18 protein-coding genes are annotated in these 20,001 nt (G+C 37.9%); 4 read left to right on the forward strand and 14 right to left on the reverse strand.

All coding sequences use genetic code 11. The features are described from left to right. Positions 1-17: 17 nt before the first annotated feature. Positions 18-1,532 (reverse strand): DHA2 family efflux MFS transporter permease subunit, encoded by a 1,515-nt coding sequence (locus tag ABNX05_RS21560; protein WP_349661599.1) that lies wholly within the window; start codon positions 1,530-1,532, stop codon positions 18-20. Between the two features lie 157 nt (positions 1,533-1,689). Here ABNX05_RS21560 and ABNX05_RS21565 point away from each other — a divergent pair, with 157 nt between their 5' ends. Further along, the gene (locus ABNX05_RS21565; RefSeq protein ID WP_349661600.1) at positions 1,690-2,595 is read left to right on the forward strand and encodes a TetR/AcrR family transcriptional regulator; all 906 of its coding nucleotides are present in this window, start codon (positions 1,690-1,692) and stop codon (positions 2,593-2,595) included. 370 nt (positions 2,596-2,965) lie between these two features. Here the strand turns inward: ABNX05_RS21565 and cydS are convergent, their stop codons facing one another. The 12 genes from cydS to ABNX05_RS21620 form a co-directional block, all read right to left on the reverse strand. Then, on the reverse strand, positions 2,966-3,064 hold the full coding sequence (gene cydS, locus ABNX05_RS26440; protein WP_386829881.1) for a cytochrome bd oxidase small subunit CydS family protein: 99 nt from the start codon (positions 3,062-3,064) through the stop codon (positions 2,966-2,968). 11 nt (positions 3,065-3,075) lie between these two features. Continuing rightward, positions 3,076-4,104, reverse strand: coding sequence for a cytochrome d ubiquinol oxidase subunit II (locus tag ABNX05_RS21570; RefSeq protein ID WP_349661601.1), 1,029 nt, complete (start codon positions 4,102-4,104; stop codon positions 3,076-3,078). After that, positions 4,101-5,444: a cytochrome ubiquinol oxidase subunit I gene (locus tag ABNX05_RS21575; protein ID WP_349661602.1), complete on the reverse strand. Its 1,344-nt coding sequence runs from the start codon at positions 5,442-5,444 to the stop codon at positions 4,101-4,103. Before ABNX05_RS21575 ends, ABNX05_RS21570 begins: the two co-directional genes overlap by 4 nt. Before the next feature lie 129 nt (positions 5,445-5,573). Then, positions 5,574-6,350 (reverse strand): sulfite exporter TauE/SafE family protein, encoded by a 777-nt coding sequence (locus ABNX05_RS21580; RefSeq protein ID WP_349661603.1) that lies wholly within the window; start codon positions 6,348-6,350, stop codon positions 5,574-5,576. A gap of 384 nt (positions 6,351-6,734) precedes the next feature. Then, on the reverse strand, positions 6,735-7,367 hold the full coding sequence (locus tag ABNX05_RS21585) for a response regulator (RefSeq protein WP_349661604.1): 633 nt from the start codon (positions 7,365-7,367) through the stop codon (positions 6,735-6,737). Beyond that, positions 7,364-8,395 (reverse strand): PAS domain-containing sensor histidine kinase, encoded by a 1,032-nt coding sequence (locus ABNX05_RS21590; protein WP_349661605.1) that lies wholly within the window; start codon positions 8,393-8,395, stop codon positions 7,364-7,366. The genes ABNX05_RS21585 and ABNX05_RS21590 overlap by 4 nt, the downstream gene beginning before the upstream one ends. A 286-nt stretch (positions 8,396-8,681) precedes the next feature. After that, entirely contained in the window at positions 8,682-9,020 is a 339-nt protein-coding gene (locus ABNX05_RS21595) for a rhodanese-like domain-containing protein (RefSeq protein WP_349661606.1), read from the reverse strand. 151 nt (positions 9,021-9,171) lie between these two features. Then, entirely contained in the window at positions 9,172-10,578 is a 1,407-nt protein-coding gene (locus ABNX05_RS21600; RefSeq protein ID WP_349661607.1) for an MBL fold metallo-hydrolase, read from the reverse strand. Between the two features lie 19 nt (positions 10,579-10,597). Continuing rightward, a complete protein-coding gene (locus ABNX05_RS21605) occupies positions 10,598-11,161 on the reverse strand; it encodes a helical membrane plugin domain-containing protein (RefSeq protein ID WP_349661608.1) in 564 nt (187 codons plus the stop codon). A gap of 25 nt (positions 11,162-11,186) precedes the next feature. Then, positions 11,187-12,380, reverse strand: coding sequence for an NAD(P)/FAD-dependent oxidoreductase (locus ABNX05_RS21610; protein ID WP_349661609.1), 1,194 nt, complete (start codon positions 12,378-12,380; stop codon positions 11,187-11,189). A gap of 527 nt (positions 12,381-12,907) precedes the next feature. Continuing rightward, complete coding sequence (locus ABNX05_RS21615) at positions 12,908-14,551, reverse strand: sensor histidine kinase (RefSeq protein WP_349661610.1); 1,644 nt, start codon at positions 14,549-14,551, stop codon at positions 12,908-12,910. Beyond that, a complete protein-coding gene (locus ABNX05_RS21620; RefSeq protein ID WP_349661611.1) occupies positions 14,548-15,249 on the reverse strand; it encodes a response regulator transcription factor in 702 nt (233 codons plus the stop codon). The genes ABNX05_RS21615 and ABNX05_RS21620 overlap by 4 nt, the downstream gene beginning before the upstream one ends. 103 nt (positions 15,250-15,352) lie before the next feature. Here ABNX05_RS21620 and ABNX05_RS21625 point away from each other — a divergent pair, with 103 nt between their 5' ends. From ABNX05_RS21625 to ABNX05_RS21635, 3 genes are all read left to right on the forward strand, one after another. Continuing rightward, a complete protein-coding gene (locus tag ABNX05_RS21625; protein ID WP_349661612.1) occupies positions 15,353-16,525 on the forward strand; it encodes a DUF418 domain-containing protein in 1,173 nt (390 codons plus the stop codon). 271 nt (positions 16,526-16,796) lie between these two features. Beyond that, positions 16,797-17,351, forward strand: coding sequence for an SLOG family protein (locus ABNX05_RS21630; RefSeq protein WP_349661613.1), 555 nt, complete (start codon positions 16,797-16,799; stop codon positions 17,349-17,351). Positions 17,352-17,732: 381 nt separating this feature from the next. Next, positions 17,733-18,047, forward strand: coding sequence for a hypothetical protein (locus tag ABNX05_RS21635; protein WP_349661614.1), 315 nt, complete (start codon positions 17,733-17,735; stop codon positions 18,045-18,047). A 217-nt stretch (positions 18,048-18,264) separates the two neighbouring features. On the opposite strand, the gene ABNX05_RS21640 is transcribed toward ABNX05_RS21635, so the two are convergent. Beyond that, positions 18,265-19,593: an L-cystine transporter gene (locus ABNX05_RS21640; protein WP_349661637.1), complete on the reverse strand. Its 1,329-nt coding sequence runs from the start codon at positions 19,591-19,593 to the stop codon at positions 18,265-18,267. Positions 19,594-20,001 lie beyond the last annotated feature (408 nt).

Raw genomic sequence — 20,001 nt, forward strand, 5'->3', positions numbered from 1 at the left:
AGTATATCAACTCATTATTATTTAGTTGGTTTTTTCATATCCATTGAAGCCGCTGCGCTTTCAATTTTAACGCGTTTTAAGAAGAACGCAAGTACAAGTGCTAGAACGGTAATACAAGCCGCAATGAAGAATGAGTGTGTAATACCATCTAATAAAGCCGTTTGTTTAATCTGATCCAGCATTTGTTGCATTTGCTCAGGCGTTGCTGCAACACCTGATTGCGCTGCATTGGCTTTTGCCTCTGCAATTAATTCTTCGACTTTTACTTTTGTACGGTTATTCATGAACGTTACCATCACAGCACTACCAATCGCCCCTGCCACTTGCTGTAAAGTATTATTAATAGCAGTACCATGTGGGTTCATCATTTGTGGTAATTGGTTTAAACCGTTTGTCATAATTGGCATCATAACCATTGACATACCAAACATACGAATTGTGTACAAGGACACAATAAATGTATAGCTTGAATCTAACTCTAACTTTGTTAAACCAAATGTCGCAATTGTTGTAATCGTTAAACCGATAATCGCTAATAGACGCGGTCCAAATTTATCAAAAAGCTTCCCTGTAATCGGCGACATAATCCCCATTACAAGTGCCCCAGGAAGCATCATTAAGCCCGCTTCGAATGGTTCAATTCCACGAATTGATTGTACATAAGCTGGTGTTAAAATCATCCCAGAGAACATAGCCATTGAGACAATAACCGAGATAGCTGATCCCAACGCAAACATTGGATATTTATAAATACGTAATTCTAGCAAAGGCTGATCCATACGTAGTTGTTTAAATATGAAGATGATTAAAGCAAGTAGACCAACTGAAATCGTGCCATATACCCAAGGACTTGACCAGCCTTTATCCCCTGCCGTACTGAAACCATATAAAATACCACCGAATGCAATTGTTGATAATAGTACTGATGGGACATCTAAATGAACTTTACGTGTCTCCATTACATTATCTAATTTCCAAATACCAAACAATAAGCTAATGACAGCAAACGGAATAATCATTTGGAATAGCATACGCCAATCGTGATGCTCAACAATATATCCTGATAATGTAGGGCCGATTGCTGGTGCAGAAATCATCACTAGACCGAAAATACCCATTGCTGCCCCGCGTTTTTCTTTTGGGAAACTAATCAGCATTACATTCATTAGAAGTGGTGACATACTTGCTGCCCCTGCTGCCTGCACCATACGACCTGCTAAAAGTGTACCGAAGTTAGGTGCAAAGCCAGCCATAACCGTACCGATTGTAAAAACTGACATCGCTGCAATAAATAAATGTCTATTTTTAAAGCGTGTTACGAAGAATGCAGAAGCAGGTACCAAAATACCACTCACAAGCATATAACCTGTTGCGAGCCATTGTACTGTTGAATACGTTATATCAAAATCTTTCATGATTGTTGGTAATGCAACATTTAACAATGTGTTATTTAAAAAAGCAACAAAAGCACCCACAAATAAAATTGAAATCATTCCATAGGGGGGCTTTTTCAGTGTTTGCTCACTATTCATTTATATCCCTCAATTCTTTCTTGTTTTTTTCGATAAAACTTATTTTATACTCGCAGTCTACTTTTTTCAAGAATTAAGATTATAAATTTTAAAAACATTGATATATAGGCGTTTTAGCTATAGAATAAGAGTATAATATTTTAAAAAAGGTGAGGTTATGAACAAAAGAAAAAGACAAATCATCACAGCTGCCCGTGCTCTTTTTATTGAAAAAGGCATTGTAGATGCATCGATTAATGACATCATTAGTTCCGCTAAAATTTCAAAAGGCACATTTTACAATCATTTTTCTTCTAAAAACGAATGCTTAATCGCCATATTAGATGAAGGGCGCGAAGAAGCAAGTAATCGTCGCCACGAACTTCTTTACAGTAAGGATCCTACTGATTTGGAAGTATTAACACAGCAAGTAGCAGTACTCATGTATGTCAATCGAGAACAAAATTTAATTCAGATTTTTGAATCGATTTTCCATTCTCGTGATAAAGAACTGAATAAAATTATTTTAAATTTTTATTTACAAGAGTTAGAGTGGCTCGCCAATCGACTTGTACAAGTTTTTGGAGAAGAAATTAGTCCCATTAGCTATGAATGTGCTGTGCAGACACTTGGTATGATTAACCTTACATTACGCGCAGTCTTAATTGCTGACTATAAATATATAAATCGAGAAGCCATTGTACGTGTAGCATTACGCAATATTAGCGTAATTATACCCGTTATGCTTGAATCAAAAGAAATCATCATTAGTACGGAAATGATCAATACGATTCAAAACGTCGCGAATTTTAAAACAGTAGATAAGGAAACGGTCATCGAGCAATTAACAGGCTTTAAAAAAGGATTAGCTAAGAACGAAACAGTAGAAGGGTTAGAATACGTGGAATTCTTATTAGAGGAATTACAGCGTGAGAAACCGAAGCTCTTTATTATCGAATCACTTCTTACACCTTTCCGTAAAGCATTCGTTGGAACCGTACACGCAGAAGAGGCACGTGACATCGCTAATAGCTTGTGGCGCTATGTAAAAATTGAGCGACCATCTGAGCGGTGCATCAAGTAAAATAACCACATAAACAAAAAAGGAGCTATATAGAAAGTCAAACACTCACGACTTTCCATATAGCCCCTTTTTTCAAGTTTTTATCCTATTAAGTTATTTTATTATTCGAATTTGATCAACCTGTAAGTTGGTTGGAGTGGAGGCTGGGCGACTCCTTGGGGATTAGCGATAGAGGAACGAAGGCTAAAAGCATCACATCCTGTGATAACGCCTTCGTGACCAACATCGTGTTGGCCCGAGACCCTGCAGCGAAGCGGCTCATCGGACGCCCCCAGGAAGCTTTTCTCTGTGCGAAAGCGTAGCGACAGCAACAACAAAGCGCCCAGTCGGAACGGAAATCAACCACACATTACAATGATGAATGGGTTTATCACTTGATTTGACGATCTTTCGGTCCTATCCAAAAGCCAACCGCAATGCTAATAGCTACTACAAGAAAAGGTGCATACAAAATAATAAATTGATTCATTATAATTCCCCCTACGCATGGTGATCATGTTTACCGCAAGCATAATCACGATCAAACACAAACCATTTCATTACTAAATATAGCGAAGGGATGAGTAGAACTAATCCTCCAACAAACGCTATCACTAATGCAATCGCCATTGTTTCATTTGTAAAGCTATCATAGACCGACAAATACGGATACAGTAAATACGGATAATGCGAAATACCATAGCCGAAAAATGCAAAGCCAAATTGGGCAACCATTAAAAAGACGGCTATGCCATAGTTTTTCTTTTTAAATAAAAGAATTAGTGTTAAAAGAAATAGCACACCTGAAATAGCGAAAAGCCACCACAGATTTAACATATTATCATAATGCTCAGGCACATGTACCTTTAACTCCACCATAATCCCTATTACACTTATCACGAGCGGTAAAGACCAACCGAGAGCATATTTTCTCATTAAATTAGAGGCATGTTCATCCCACGCTCTTTTCCCATACCATGTTAAGAAAACAGCCGAAATATACAAAACTGCCACTATACTTAATAGCACAATAGACCAAGTTAACGGATTCGTGAAAAGTTTAGCAATTTGTAAATGCGGTTCTTCATTGACAATTTTTACGAACCCTCCCTCAGATATCGTTAACACAATAGAAAGGGATGCAGGTATAAATAAACCAGTAATTCCGTACATCATTGTATAACCAATATGTCCACCTTTTTCGCTGTAGGATTCAAATGCATAATAACTCCCTCTAATTGCTATTAATATTAATGAGATACTGACTGGCACTAGCAAAATTGTGCCGTAATAATAAGCTGTTTGAGGAAAGAAACCTACCATTCCAACAAAGAAAAATACAAGGAAGACATTTGTAATTTCCCACACCGGGGATAAATATCGCTTAATAACATTAGCTAGTATTTGGTCTTTACCAATCAAGACACTATACGCATTAAAGAAGCCCGCTCCAAAGTCTATGGACGCAACAATGACATAGCCAAATAGAAATAACCATAGTACTGAAATCCCTAATATTTCTAAGCTCATTGCCCTGCACATCCTTCCACTTGCTGATGTTCTTCAATTTCACGTTCAATCGGATTGTTACGGAACATACGGATAAGTACAATGATACTTCCTACCGCTAATACAATGTACAGCCCCGCAAATAGTATTAGCATCGTATCGACTTGGCCACTTGTTGTAGCACCTTCCGCCGTTTTCATATAACCACGCAGTATCCAAGGCTGACGCCCTACTTCCGCAAACCACCAGCCTGCCTCAACAGCAATAAGCGATAGTGGACCCCCTGCCACTACTATTCTCTTAAAACTTTTTGAAGAAATAAATTTCCATCCTCGCCACTTACCTAGCACATAAATAGCTGCAACGACAATTAGTAAAGTTCCGATCACTACCATGATGTCAAACAAATAATGGATATAGAGTGGCGGCTGTTCGTCCTCAGGAAATTGATCTAAACCTTTTACTTCTGCAAAAGGATTATTATGCGCCAATACACTCAATGCGTACGGTACTTTGATGGCATATTTCACCTCTTCCCCATCTAATACTCCAAATAGCACAAGCGAAGCATCTTCTTTTGTTTCAAAATGCCATTCAGCAGCAGCTAATTTTTCTGGTTGATATTCAGCTAAATACTTCCCGGAAAAATCACCTACAATCAGTGCTGCTAGCGAAAATACTAGTCCAAGTTTCAATAAAAGATGTAATGCTTTTTTGTGATACACATGCTTCGATCCTCGCAGCATACGATAAGCTGCAATAGAAGCTAATAAAAATGCAGACGTCATATAAGACGTTACTAATACATGCGCTACCTTCGTTGGCATTGCAGGATTTAGCATTGCTAGTACTGGTTGAATATTTACAAGCTCTCCATCTACAAGATCAAAGCCCTGCGGCGCATTCATAAATGCATTCACAATTGTAATAAAAACGGCCGACATAGAAGCACCAATAGCTACCGGGACCAATAATAATAGATGTCGCTTTGGATTTTTGAATCGATCCCATGTATATAAATAAAGCCCTAAGAATATAGCTTCAACAAAGAATGCGAATGTTTCCATAAACAATGGTAATGCGATTACCTGACCAGCCAACTCCATAAAGTTTGGCCATAATAGTGATAGCTGCAATCCTATCGCAGTACCAGTGACAACACCAATTGCCACAGTAATCACAAACCCTCTTGCCCATCTTCTCGCAAGTAATAAATAGTGTTCGTCATTATTTTTCAATCCAACCCATTGAGCAATCATGATCATTAAAGGTATACCAACGCCAATTGTTGCGTAAACGATATGGAATGACAATGTTAACTCTGTTAAGGCCCGACTCCACATTACAGCTGAATCATTCATTTCATTTCATCTCCTAGGTACCAAAAATTCTTCCAATAATTGAAAGAAACATTATCCCCGCTACTAAAAAACTTATAATTATTAGCTTTTTTTCATGTGATTTATAGACAACCACTCTTTGTTTTTTCATCATAATAGATCAACCCAAATTTTAATCGCTGTCGCTAAGATGAGTACGGCTAAAATACTTTGCAAAATTTTCGTATTCATTTTTTCACCTACTTTTGCCCCAAGAGGAGCCGCCAGTAAACTTGCCACTATCATAATACCTGCGGAATAGTACTCTACTTGTCCTGTCATTAACTTACCGATTGTTCCACCGATTGATGAGATAAACGTAATAGCTAAACTAGTAGCAATCGTCATGCGCGTTGGAATCCCGAGTACTACAAGCATAATCGGAACAAGCAAGAAACCACCTGCAGCACCAACAATCCCTGAGCCGATCCCAACAATAAATGCTAAAATTGCGGCTAACGGCTTGTTGAAGGTTACTTCCTTCATCGGCTTATCATCAATTTGTTTCCTAGGAATAAACATCATCACAGCTGCAATCAAGGCTAAAATCCCGTATACGACATTCACACCACTTTCAGATAAAAACTGTGATCCGTAGCTCCCGACAAAGCTACCAGCTAAAATGGCACCTCCCATATAAAGAATAAGGGGCTTATTAAGATAGCCACCCTTTCGATATGCCCAAACGCCTGCAATCGAAGCAAAAAACACTTGTACCGCACTAATACCTGAAACTTCATGTGCTGAAAATGCCACTAAGCCAAAAAGTGGTGGAATATATAGCAGCATTGGGTATTTAATGATTGAACCGCCTATCCCCAACATGCCGGACACAAAAGATCCAACGAATCCAATCAGGAAAATCACAATTATAAATGTTATATCCACTGTGCTTGCATCTCCTTTTATTTATGTGACTTCAGTATAGTCCCACTGTAATTCCAGACATATAGGGGTTTTCCACTATTAGCTTTACTCACTGTGACAATATTGAAAATTATTTTTAAAAAATAAAAAAAGATCACTCATCATTCGAGTGATCCCAACTTGCTGACAAAAATAAATATAAAATGATGTGTATCAATAAACAAAGGGTGATTTTTACTCCGAGTTGGCGCCTCCCGCGGACTTGGCTTCAATCTATCCCGCAAGAGTCGCCACTTCAGCAGCTCCAAGAAAGCGCTAGTCGGAACGTAAATCAACCCCTCACGTTACCGAATGGACATATATCCCAATTCTCATGTTGCACCAGATCCTAACCACAATACGCTGTTACATATAGTTATTTGCAAGTCCATACTGAATAAGCTCAGCTTTATTACTTAAATCGAGTTTTTGCATAATATTTGATTTATGATTTTCAACCGTTTTACTACTGATATATAGTTGCCCAGCAATTTGGACATTCGTATATCCTAGAACTGTTAACCTCATTATTTCCTGCTCACGCACAGTTAAAATGCATTGTTCTTCATGCCCTTTATGTTCAAACAATTTATTAAGCTGCTCCTGTGGAATACCCACGTTATAATATATACGGCCACTATACACAGCGCGGATAGCCTCATAGAGAACTCCACCTTGACTATTTTTTAAAATATAGCCATGAGCTTCAACAGCAATCGCTTTTTGAATATAAGCAACTTCATTGTGCATTGTTAACATAATAATTTTCACGTTAGGCATTTGCTTATGAATCTCTTGAGTAGCCGTAAACCCATCTAACCCATTCGGAATGGATACGTCCATTAAAATGACATCCGGGTTTAATGATATTGCCTGAGAGATTGCTTCCGCTCCATCACCCGCTTCACCTACAACCTGGACATCTTTATAATTTTCCAATAAAAGTACAATCCCTTTACGGATTAGCACATGATCATCTACTACTAAAACACGAATCATCTAAAGTCATCCTTCCAATTAGGTACTTGAATGCTAATTTTAGTACCTTTATTGTGAGCCGAATTAATATTAAAAGATCCCCCTAATAGTGTAATTCGCTCCTCCATATGCTTTAAACCAAGCCCTTCTTTTTTCATGTACTGCAAATCAAACCCTACGCCATTATCTTCTATATAGAGTGATAAATTTGTAGCTTTCTTTTCGAGTCGAATGACGACTTTAGAGGCCTTTGCATATTTAGTAATATTGTGTAAAGCCTCCTGCACGACGCGATAAATATTGATTTCTACAGATGGATGACACCGTTCTTCAAAATCTGTTTCTAACGATATAGCAATATTAGGATGTACCTTTTGCACTGAATCGACAAGGGTGCTTAATGTAGGTGTAATCCCTAACTGATCTATACTATGGGGGCGAAGCTGATAGGAGTACAATTTAATATCATTCATTACTTGCTCTAGCTCATTGCGTACTTCTTCGATATACGTATTTAGTTTTTCATTGTCTTTGACATAAGATTCAACCGCCTGCAATGCAACAGATATTGTATATAATGATTGGCCAACGCCATCATGTAATTCTTGCGCAAGCCTTTTATGTTCTTCCTCTTTTGCCTCAATCAGCTTTTTAATAATCAGCTTTGAAATCCGAGCCTCTTCTTCCTTTAACTGAAGGGTCTGATCGCGCAACACAAGAAGAAATGCTTGCTCGTTACTGTCTGTATACATCAGTGCCGTGCTCATTTCAACATCTATCTTACTACCATGATACGTCGGCATTTTCGATAAAAAATAAGGAACCTCATTATGCTCTATTAAATAACATGTATGTTCTTTTGGAGATTTTTGACGATTTTCGCAAAATGAACAAAAGGGCACTCGATCTCCTAATTCCCATCCCGATAACCGCTTCGCTGAGGGATTCATCATTAAAATTTCACGGTTTTGATTCATTATGATGATGCCATCTTGAATATATTGAAATATTTGCTGTAAATATTTATTTTTCAGCTGTTCTTTCTCCAAGCTAAACACACTCCTAGATCAATTATACCTCGGCATAATTCCGTCCGGAATCGGCTTTGTGCTTAGGCCTGCACGAGGGCCGACACGATGTCGGTCATTTCGGTAATGCCACAGGACGTGGCGTTTTTAGACTGAGTTCCTATATTTCGGATGTTTGGACGCCCGCTGAAAAGTGACTTAAAACCGCATTCATCCCACCTATAGAGGTGGGAAACTTAAGCTGAAAGAAGTTAAAAAGGCATGAAGCCTCCCTTTAAGTTTACTTGTTACTTCAGCATAATTGACCCTATACTTTTTCTTCTATTAAGCTATAACTCCTCACTTCATGCCCTGCTTTCCGAATGATACGAACACTCATATTTTTTTCTAGCTGTGTTGATGCAATGATATGAAGTGGTTTTTTTGGTAGTTCATGCATGTGACGTACTAAATAAGCAATTGGTAAATTTAATGCATTTGGTGTAGGTGATTTATAAGAGTCATTATAATCACGTACATCCACTATAGCCATTCCCACATTCAACTCTTGTAGTAAACACTCTTGTATTTGACGTACTGGGATATGCCGTTTATAAATAATTCTACCAATAATAAGAAGGAATATACTCAAACTTACAATAATCATTTTTTAACCCCTTTTACCGAGAAAAAATGTTGTCTAAATCCGTTTAGCATTTCATTGACGAATCTCATAACGCCTTACCAAACCTTATAAGCAAAGAAAAATAGCAGACTAGGATCACTAGTATGCTATTTTTCTTTTAGAACAACCTCATTTATTTAGTCACTACCTCTTGTTGCCAAGCCATATAGCCACCCGTTAAATTTACAATGTCGTGAATGCCGTTTGCTTTTAGCACACTTACAGCAATTGCAGAACGAGCACCACCTTGGCATTGAACAACAATTTTTTTAGTAGTTTGCAATTCATCTAAACGTCTAGCTAGCGTACCAACCATAATATGTTGAGCATTTTCAATATGCCCTGCATCATATTCTGTTTGATTGCGCACATCAAGCACATGAACTTTTTCACTTTCAATGAACGACTTTGCTTCTAAAGGAGTTATATTTTCATAACTGTCTAGAGAAGTAGCCTCTTCCAATACTTTCATCACATCTCCATAACCAACAACATTGTCGATACCGATAGAACGTAATGCTATTAAAATATCATCTAGTTGGGAAGGATTAATTAATAAATATAACGGTTTTGTATAATCTACTAACCAACCAGCCCAATTGGTCAATGAATTATTGTAAGGGATATTTAGTGTACCTGCGATAAATCCTTGTGAGAAATCTTCCGCCGATCTAGTATCAATCACTTGCTTCCCATCCGCAAGAAGTTGAGTAATCTCTTCATAGTTTGACACTGCCTTTACTGGTGGTAAGTTCTTAAGAAGTTCTATCCCTACTTTATTGACACGCTTCATAACAGCGAAATAATAAGGAGGTTCCGGCTGACCATCTAGTAATGCGTCAACAAATTTTTGTTCATCATCAAACTGCATAGCCCAGTTGAATTGCTTCTCATACCCAACTGTTGAAGATGGCACAGCGCCTAATGCTTTACCACAAGCGCTACCCGCTCCATGAGCTGGCCATATCTGCATATAATCTGGTAAAGCCTTAAAACGTTCTAATGATTTAAACATCGCTTTAGCACCAGATAATGATGTACCCTGAATACCAGCAGCCTTTTCTAACAAGTCAGGGCGTCCAATATCACCTACAAAGACAAAGTCACCTGTAAAAATCCCCATCGGCTTATCTGCTACACCGCCACGATCCGTTAATAAGAAGGAGATACTTTCTGGCGTATGTCCTGGTGTGTGCATGACTTTGAAAATAAGATTACCTATAGAAAATTCATCACCATCTTTTAATAATTGATGAGGAATTCCTTCAAGATTTTGATACTTCCAATCAGCATCCCCTTCGTCGGAAATATACATCGTTGTTCCAACACGGTCTGCTAACTCACGAGACCCCGCTACAAAATCGGCATGGATATGTGTTTCTAACGCACCAACAATTTGCATCTTTTCTTTTTCTGCTAATGCAAGATAGGGCTCAATATTACGCATCGGGTCAACAATGACCATTTCACCTTTCGCCTGACATCCCACAACATAAGAAGCGTGCGCTAATTTTTCATCGTAAAAATATCGTAATAACATGTGTAAAACTCCCCTTTATTCAGTTTTTTTCTTTTAAAATATCTAGTGCAGATTGAACATAATTAAGTGTTTTTTGAACAGAAGGATCTTTCGTCCATTTAATAATTGAAAAAACATTGATATGTTGAGGCTTCTCTTCTGCTCTTTGCTGTACCATTTTGAAGAACTCCATACCTGTCTTACCTTTTTCGACATAGGGATCGGTATAGCTCTTTAAGTTATTCATTGTATATTCTGTCGTTTGTTTATCCTGAAGTACCGCTGCACCAAAATCAATGATGTTTTCTAACTGATGAATGATTTGAACAAGCTTTGGCAACTTCTCCATCAGCTGAACAATAGCTGTTATCGTTTCTGAGCCTACACTATAAGTAGAGACAAATTGCTCGTATCTATCTATCGTCTTGTCATCAGTTAGTACTGCTTTTCCAAAACCCACAACATTTTCTGCTGATTCTATCGTTTGCTCTACATTCGGTAATTTTTCCAATAAGCGCTGTAAAGAGTCTCGAACTTCTGGCTTCTCAAGCATTTCGATTATTTGATATAATTCCTTGCTCATACTTACCGTAGCATTAGCCATGCTTGTCGCCTCCCTTCATTCGTAATTACATAGTGCCTTTCAACATCCCATCCCAATACATAACAGGTAGTAAATCCTTTTTCATGAAATACATACTGGATCTTTCCACCGCCTGGTTGAAGGGCATAGATTCAACAGGTTCTTTATTGTAATCAAACTCCGCCAATATCAGTTTGTTGTAGCCTGTTACAATTGGGCAAGAAGAGTAGCCGTCATACGTTTGCGTCATTGGCTGTTGTCTCATTAAAGCAATAAGATTTTGTGCAACGACAGGAGCTTGCTTGCGTATAGCTGCACCCGTTTTGGATGTTGGTAGATTAGCGTTATCGCCTATTCCAAACACATTGCTATACTTTTTATGTTGCAATGTAAACTTGTCGACATCTACCCAGCCACATTCGTCCGCTAAAGCACTCGTCCGTATAAATTCGGGTGAACACATATAAGGTGTCACGTGAATCATGTCGTATTTAATTTCTTCTAATGTGCCTGTATCTAAATTTTCAAAAATAGCTATTTTTTCTTCAGTCTTAATTTCAATTAAATTACGACGGAATCGAGCATCAATATTTTTCCGTTCTATTACCTTTTCAAGTGCTTCACGATATTTCAAAACATCGAAAATCGCTGGATTGGCCGAACCAAAAATAACGTTAATATTGTCACGAACATTGACTCTATTAAAATGGTCTTCTGCTAAATGCATAATTTTTTGTGGAGCACCGCCACATTTTACCGGAGAGTTTGGATGTGTAAATAACGCTGTCCCTTCTTTAAAATTACGGATCGTTTCCCACGTATAATCCACATGCTTAAAAGAATAATTACTACATACACTTTTAGTCCCCAATGCCTCTTTCAGCCCTTTAATAGCACCCCAGTTAATTTCTATCCCACCAGCAACTACTAAAAAATCATACGTGTATGTTGTACCGCCTAGTGTTATTACCTGGTTTTGACTGGGGTCAAAACTACTAACAGCCTCTTTTAACCAAACAGCTCCTTCAGGGATAACAGAAAGCATCTCACGTTCAGAGTCCCACTTATTTGCCGCACCCCCTCCCACCAATGTCCAGAGTGGTTGATAGTAATGTTTTTCCGCAGGATCTATGATGGCAATCTCCCCTTGAAGTGAATGAGATTGACGAAGTAAGCGTGCCGCTACTGAAATACCAGCAGTTCCTCCTCCAACGATGACTACTTTAAAAGAAGTCTTCATGTGTGCATCCTCCTTATCATGCTGTCTTTCGTATACAACTTTTACACCTTAATAATAGTTTTAAGAGAGGGCCGTTCATATAGGGGTAATCCCCTAAAAAATTACACTCCAATGTTCAATATCACAAAAAGGGCAGTACAAGGTGAATGTTTCATCACTTGTACTGCCCTAAATAACAGTGCTTTACTTTACTTCTTTAATTAAAAACTAGCCATCTCCATAATGTGGAGTTGATTTCCGTTCCGACTGGGCGCTTTGTTGTTGCTGTCGCTACGCTTTCGCACAGATAAAACATTTGTAGCTGCCGCTTTGCTTTCGCACAGTTAAAACATTTGTAGCTGCCGCTTTGCTTTCGCTACAGAAAACACCACGATGTTGGTCACGAAGGCGTTATCACAGGTTGTGATGGTTTTAGCCTTCGTTCCTTTATTGCTGATCCCCAAGGCGTCGCCCAGCCTCCACTCCAATCAACTTATATACTTGCATTCATTTTTTACAACCGCCCCCAACTTTGAGACCAAAAACTACTACTTACATTTAAACTTTAATATAAAAACTGTACCTTCCGCTCCTGATTGGACCCTAATGGTACCCCCATGCAAATCAATTAACTGCTTAGTAATAGCCAATCCTAGACCTGTACCCGTTGTATCGTCTGTAGTATTTGTACCTCGATAATATCGCTCAAAGAGGTTATCAAGCTCCTCTTGAGGAATTCCCGGACCTTGGTCGGCAATTGTCAGCATAATTTCCTTACCTATATTTTGCGCTTCTACGTTCACCTTAGTACCGTCAGGCGTATACTTTTTAGCATTGGTTATAAGATTATCCAAAATACGCTTTAATAAAAGCTCGTCCGCTTCAAGCATGACATCACCATAAACCTTTACAGACACTTGCTCATCTGCAAATTGAGGTAACCAGACAGCGAGTGGTATCAACACTTTTTCAAGCTGGATCGCTCTATTTTTTAATTGGTACGTATATGTTAAGTCTCGTATAAGGGCATCCATGTACGTTGCCTTCTCCTGCATCGTAGTTGCAAAGACGCGCATTTCTTCCTTCGTCCACTCATAGTCCTCAGAAGCAAGCATTGTTGAATAACCATAAATAGAGCTTAACGGTGTCTTTAAGTCATGCGATAAGCCTGTTATCCATTCCTCACGTAATTGCTCCGCATGTTTAATCTGTCTTTCATTAGAGGAGAGGCGCTTTGATAAATTATTAATCGATTCATCAACTGGCTCAAATAATTTAAATTTCCTTTTTAACTTCCCTGTCTTCAGATGATGGATACTTTTATCTATTACTTTACTGTAGTCGAATTGAGCTAGTAGCTCGATTCGAGATATGACATAAACAAGTGGGCGAACAAATTGACGGGAAATGCTAACCGATAAAAAAATAATTCCTATTAACAATATAATATGTCCACCAAAGAAGATGGAGATAAATAAAAGCATCGCTTTATTAAAGGGCTCGTCAAACGGCTTATACACTGGGTTGGGCATACGTACAACTAGTGTTGATCCATCCTCTAAAAAAGCATTTCGCGTAAGCTCTTTGTACTCAAAAATATCGTAGTTTTCTTCGAGCAATTGAGGCTTATGAAGTTTTTTATAGCGCTCACCAATGACCTCTACACGATCCCACTGCTCATTATAGATTTCAACCGATACCTTCTTATCCTGTAAACGCTGGAGCAGTTCAGAAGGAATCTCTCCTTTATCCTTCCACTCCTGAACTACTTCCTCAAAAAACGGTTGGACAGGTAAAGCCGGGAGGAATAATAAATGGTATTTTGGAATCTCCCATGTGTGCATTCCCGGCCGTTTAAGAGCCATTATTTCGTTATCTGGCATTCCACATAGTTCACAAGTTTCTCCCGTGTAATCAACAATGTCCATCGATCGATTGAACAAATATAATTGCCCTAAGTTCTCCTCTGCTCGCTTCACTAAATAATCAGCAATCTTAATGGAATCCCCTTTTTCTACGACAGCATCATCTTTAATTTCAGAGGAAGACATTATATGAATATCGTCACCGACATGACGATTGATAAAGATTGCGAAAAACACCAAACTTATAATAAAGCCTGTAATGATTAGTAAATAAAAAACGATGAAATAAGACACAAAACGAAGAGTTAATCTTCTAGCTGGCTTCATGAATGAACATCTCCAACAAGCTTATAACCAATCCCCCTCACAGTAATAATGCAGGTTGGTTTACCAGGTTTCTTCTCTATTTTTTCACGGAGTTTTCGAATATGTACCATCACGGTATTATCATCAAACAAACAGTCACCCCATACACGCTCGTAAATTTGCTCCTTCGATAATACTTGCCCCGCATTTTCACATAAGTATTTCAATAGATGAAATAACCTACCGCTAATAATTTCCTTTGTGCCATTTACAGTTACCTCTGCTGCATCGATATCGAATGTAAACCGACTACATGAAAATATATGACTTTCTGGCACATCTTTTTTCTTTACATATCTTGTCAGTTGCACCTTAACCCTCGCAACAAGCTCTAGCGGATTAAATGGCTTCGTAATATAATCGTCTGCGCCATTCATAAAACCACGAAGCTTATCTGCATCACTACCTTTTGCAGTTAAAAAGAATATAGGTGCTTCACTTTGCTCTCGAATCATATTCGCCATATCCAGTCCACTACCATCCGGAAGCATAATATCTAATAGATAAAAATCAAACACTAGCGTTTCCATTTTCTTTTTTGCTTCTTGAACAGTTTCGCAGAGTGTAATGTTTAAAAAACCTTCTTTTCTTAATATAATTTCAATCATTTCTGCAATTGCCCGTTCGTCCTCTAATACTAAAATTGACACGTCTTGCATGCTATCACCTTCTTTTAAGAATATTTTAAGGTAGCCATCATTTCACCATAAGCTTTACCAACTACACTATGTATAAGATAACCAATTAAGGAGATAAAACGCAATGACAACTAAACGTGTTACCTTCATAGATACAATGCGTGGGTTTAGCTTATTCGGCATCTTAATGGCAAATTTGCTGATTTTCCAATTTGGCATGTATGGCAAAGATGAACTAAAAAATCTTTCCGCTCTCGATAATGGAGCCCTGTATTTTGTAAAAATCTTTATAGAAGGTTCATTTATGCCGATCTTCACCATTTTATTTGGCTTCTCTCTTATTAAACTTATAGAGTCTATTCGTAGAAAAAAAGATAAGAGTCGATGGTCCATTTTACGCCGTGCAACTGGGTTAATAGCCTTAGGTTTACTACATTCAACCCTTTTATGGGACGGCGATATTCTATTTGCCTACGGCTTAATGATATTGTTTTTAATCCCATTCATTAATCGTAAACCAAAAACTTTATTTATTTGGGCTAGCATCTTCTTATTACTTATTACTAGCTTATCATTTGGTTCCGTAGAAGAAACTAAAAAAGAACAGAAAGAACTAGCAACCTATGTAGAGAAAGCCGACCATGTATACGCTAATGGAAGTTACTTAGATATTTATGATTTCCGTGCAAATACTCCACTCCCAGGCATGGATGATGCAGGCTTAGTCTTTTTCTTTTTACTTTTTCTCGCACCAATGGTTACCGCTTCATTGACACTTTTCGGCATGGGGCTCGCTAAAAAGCAAGCTTTTGTGAATATGGACGACGAAAAGAAATGGTATAAGCTTGGCGCTCTGCTTGTGCCAATAGGGCTAGCTTGTAAAAGTCTAAGTTTTATAGAAAGCAATTTTTCTGGCATGTTGATGACAGGTGGATCTGAATTATTAGCAGTTGGCTATGTCTGCCTTGCAGCTTTACTATATAAAACTCGCACTGTACAACTTCTCGCTCCCGCTTTTGAAAGTGTCGGTAAATTATCTTTAACCAATTATCTAATGCAAACCATCATTTGTACAACAGTATTTTATGGATATGGTCTAGGCTTATACGGCAAGTTAGGAGTTTTTGGCGGTATTTTATTTGGAATCGTCGTGTATAGCTTGCAATGTGTTTTCAGCCTTGCCTATTTCAAGAAATTTAAACGTGGACCATTCGAAACCATACTACGTATATGGACGAATTGGTCTTGGAACGGACAGATAAAAACAAAACAGAAAGGAAGTACTTTACATGAATAGCGACTATAAAGAGGACTTTACTGATACATGGTGGTTTTTAGGAATCTGTACTGCTGTTGCTGTAGTTTTAACACTGTTTGCGTTTTAATATAGCAAGGCAGTAAGTAATGCTGTTTTCTTTCCCCTTCACACGTTTTGATTAATCGGTCCTTCCGAGCTGTTAATAGATCAATTAACTATCATCTTTACAACAACATATAGAAATTCGTTTTCAACTGCCTCCTACTGTATACTATGATTACACATACTATACAGCTTAGGGGGCGTTTTTTTGCTAGAGCGAATTATTATTACTGGCTATAGACCACATGAATTAGGCATCTTTAATGACAAGCACCCTGGCATTGCCATCATAAAAAAAGCACTCGAAAACCATCTTCGTCTATTGATAGACGAAGGTTTAGAATGGGTCATTATTAGTGGTCAGCAAGGTGTCGAAACATGGGGTGCCGAGGTTGTTCTTATGTTAAAAAGGGATTTTCCTCATTTAAAATATTCTATTATCACTCCTTTTTTAGAGCAGGAGAAAAATTGGCAGGACCATAAAAAAGAAAAATATCAAGCATTAGTAGCACAAGCAGACTTTGTGACGAGCGTTACGAAAAAGCCATACGAGGCGCCATGGCAATTTATCGAAAAAGATAAATTCATTATCCAAAATACAGATGGTCTGCTGCTAATTTATGACGAAGAAAACGAAGGCTCCCCGAAGTATATGAAACGTCTAGCAGAAAAATATATGGAGACACACGATTATTCACTTTTAATGATTACCGCTTATGATTTACAAGTAGTAGCAGAAGAAATACAGCAACAAGATTGGTAGGTAAAATATTGATATAATTTTCTGATAACTATATAATTGAACTATATTAGTCATAAACTTATGGATCATCACAATAGCGTGTGGTTGATTTCCTTTCCGACCGGGCGCTTTGCTTTCGCACAGATAAAACAATTGCTGCCGCTACGTTAGCACTACGCTTTCGCACAGAGCAAAGCTTCCTGGAGGCGTCGGGGTAACAGGATGTTGGTCACGAAGGCGTCATCACAGGATGTGATGCTTTTAGCCTTTGTTCCTCTATCGCTGATCCGCAAGGAGTCGCCCAGTCTCCACTCCAATCAACTTATATAAAAAATGGTATTCCTTTTTCACACCTTCTTTTCTACCCTTCAGTGCTAATTTCTAAAAAGGAGCTGCTAACATTTGAGTAAAAAAATCGAAATGGTTCTTGAGTCGTCGCCGGTGAACGTTTCTCATGATACGTACCGCAGAGAATGCAAATATACACGTGGGTTTCATATTGAAGCACAAGAATTTCAAGCAATTTTGGATGCAATGTGTCCCGATTCTCGCTTGTATTTTGATTTCCATAATCCACGCAAAGAGATTAAAAAGGGAACATATTTAAATGGACACTCTGGGTTAGCACGTAATATTTATAATTACTATAAAACAAATCACAACATTGAACTGACCGAGCTTATTAACGGTAAAGATTTTTATGTAAAAATCATATAAAGAGATGAATAGATTCCTTATCATTAAAGTGGGCTGTTACTTACATAACACCCCACTTTTTTCGGATGTAAAAAGAGCTACTCTCAATTGAGAGTAGCTCTTTGTCTTCATTCAGCAAATGTTTTCTGTAGCGAAAGCGAAGCGTCAGCGGCATATGTTTTAACTGCGCGAAAGCGAAGCATCAGCGGCAATTATTTTCTGTAATGAAATTGACTTTTTATAAATCCGACACTTGAGCACCTAGTTCTTTATCATTGTACATTTCAGTGTCCAATTCTTTTGTAATACGTGCAGTTGTGACACCCGCAGTCATTGAACCACTTACATTAAGAGCTGTACGGCCCATGTCGATTAATGGTTCAACAGAAATTAATATACCTGCAAGTGCAATTGGTAAATCAAGTGCTGATAATACAAGAATGGCTGCGAATGTCGCACCACCACCGACACCAGCTACACCAAATGAGCTGACTGCTACTACTGCAATTACAGTAATGATAAACATCGGATCAAGTGGATTAATACCAACTGTCGGTGCAATCATAATCGCTAGCATTGCAGGATAAACACCTGCACAGCCATTTTGACCAATAGATAAACCAAATGAGCCTGAGAAGTTCGCAATACCTTCTGGTACGCCAAGACGGCCTGTTTGTGTTTTAATGTTCATCGGTAAGGCACCTGCACTTGAACGTGAAGTGAAGGCAAACAATAATGTTTCTGCAGATTTTTTTAAATACGTAAATGGATTTAAACCACTTAAAGTAAGAATTAATAAGTGTACTAATAACACGATAAATAATGCTACATACGACGCAATAACAAACTTACCTAGATTATAAATTGCTCCGAAATCAGATGTTGCAACTGTACGCGCCATAATTGCTAAAATACCATATGGTGTTAAACGTAAGACAATTGTTACAACGCCCATTACTAGTGCATAGATTGCATCTAAGCCTTTTTTTATAGTCGCTGCTGTGTCTTCATCTTTACGTGCTACACGTAAGTAAGCAAAACCTAAAAACGCTGAAAAAATAACAACAGCGATTGTTGATGTAGAACGAGCACCTGTTAAATCTAAGAATGGGTTTGCTGGGAATAGCTCAATAATTTGTGTTGGTAAATCCGGTGCAGTTAATCCAGAAGTTTTCTCCTCTAAATATGCCCCACGCTCTTCCTCTGCAGCGCCTTGCATAATATGAGAAGCATCTAAATCAAACACTGTTGCTGAAAAAATACCGACAGCAGCTGAAACAGCAGTTGTACCGATTAAAATGACTAAAATCAGAGCTGCCATTTTCCCAAAGTTTTTACCAACCTTCATTTTCGTAAAGGCTATTAAGATAGAAATAAAAATTAATGGCATTGCAACCATTTGTAGCAATTTAACGTAGCCAGTACCAATAATATTGTACCAACTTGTTGTTTTTGCTAAAACATCAGAATCAATACCATATATTAAATGCAATCCAAGACCAAGTACAATACCTAAGCCTAGCGCAGTAAATACACGATTTGAAAACTTAACGTGCTTTTTATTCATATAAAATAATATTCCAACGAACACGAGTAACACGGCAACGTTAAGAATAATTTGTAATGTAGACAATGGACAGCCTCCTAAGAAGTTTAATTATAATGTAAATCGAATTATATACCTATAATCCCTATAATTCAAGTATGTTTTATTAAGATTGATAATTTCCTATTATGCACGACTTTTCTCTTTTGATTATGCCCTAAAAATCGAATTTAATTATTTTAGTTAAACATAAACCTTTTTGAGCAATTAAGATAAAAGGCTTTTTCATAGAAAATCGCATGAAAGAAGTTAAACAAAGGCTTCGCTGGATTTAAGGGCGATGTTATGAGGCATTCGGAGCAAATGTAAATGCTTCTATAAAATAAGGGATTCAAGCTATGATTCCTGTTACAATTTCTTATTTCATTT

Origin of the sequence: Lysinibacillus zambalensis (assembly GCF_040183165.1) — a bacterium.
Taxonomy (GTDB): domain Bacteria; phylum Bacillota; class Bacilli; order Bacillales_A; family Planococcaceae; genus Lysinibacillus; species Lysinibacillus zambalensis.

Excerpts from the sequence above, each read along its gene's own strand:
- ABNX05_RS21615 (WP_349661610.1), bottom strand. The coding sequence starts at position 14,551 with ATGAAGCCAGCTAGAAGATTAACTCTTCGTTTTGTGTCTTATTTCATC.
- ABNX05_RS21560 (WP_349661599.1), bottom strand. The coding sequence starts at position 1,532 with ATGAATAGTGAGCAAACACTGAAAAAGCCCCCCTATGGAATGATTTCA.
- ABNX05_RS21565 (WP_349661600.1), top strand. The coding sequence starts at position 1,690 with ATGAACAAAAGAAAAAGACAAATCATCACAGCTGCCCGTGCTCTTTTT.
- cydS (WP_386829881.1), bottom strand. The coding sequence starts at position 3,064 with ATGAATCAATTTATTATTTTGTATGCACCTTTTCTTGTAGTAGCTATT.
- ABNX05_RS21620 (WP_349661611.1), bottom strand. The coding sequence starts at position 15,249 with ATGCAAGACGTGTCAATTTTAGTATTAGAGGACGAACGGGCAATTGCA.
- ABNX05_RS21575 (WP_349661602.1), bottom strand. The coding sequence starts at position 5,444 with ATGAATGATTCAGCTGTAATGTGGAGTCGGGCCTTAACAGAGTTAACA.
- ABNX05_RS21600 (WP_349661607.1), bottom strand. The coding sequence starts at position 10,578 with ATGTTATTACGATATTTTTACGATGAAAAATTAGCGCACGCTTCTTAT.
- ABNX05_RS21625 (WP_349661612.1), top strand. The coding sequence starts at position 15,353 with ATGACAACTAAACGTGTTACCTTCATAGATACAATGCGTGGGTTTAGC.
- ABNX05_RS21605 (WP_349661608.1), bottom strand. The coding sequence starts at position 11,161 with ATGGCTAATGCTACGGTAAGTATGAGCAAGGAATTATATCAAATAATC.
- ABNX05_RS21640 (WP_349661637.1), bottom strand. The coding sequence starts at position 19,593 with ATGAATAAAAAGCACGTTAAGTTTTCAAATCGTGTATTTACTGCGCTA.
- ABNX05_RS21570 (WP_349661601.1), bottom strand. The coding sequence starts at position 4,104 with ATGAGCTTAGAAATATTAGGGATTTCAGTACTATGGTTATTTCTATTT.
- ABNX05_RS21595 (WP_349661606.1), bottom strand. The coding sequence starts at position 9,020 with ATGATTATTGTAAGTTTGAGTATATTCCTTCTTATTATTGGTAGAATT.
- ABNX05_RS21585 (WP_349661604.1), bottom strand. The coding sequence starts at position 7,367 with ATGATTCGTGTTTTAGTAGTAGATGATCATGTGCTAATCCGTAAAGGG.
- ABNX05_RS21610 (WP_349661609.1), bottom strand. The coding sequence starts at position 12,380 with ATGAAGACTTCTTTTAAAGTAGTCATCGTTGGAGGAGGAACTGCTGGT.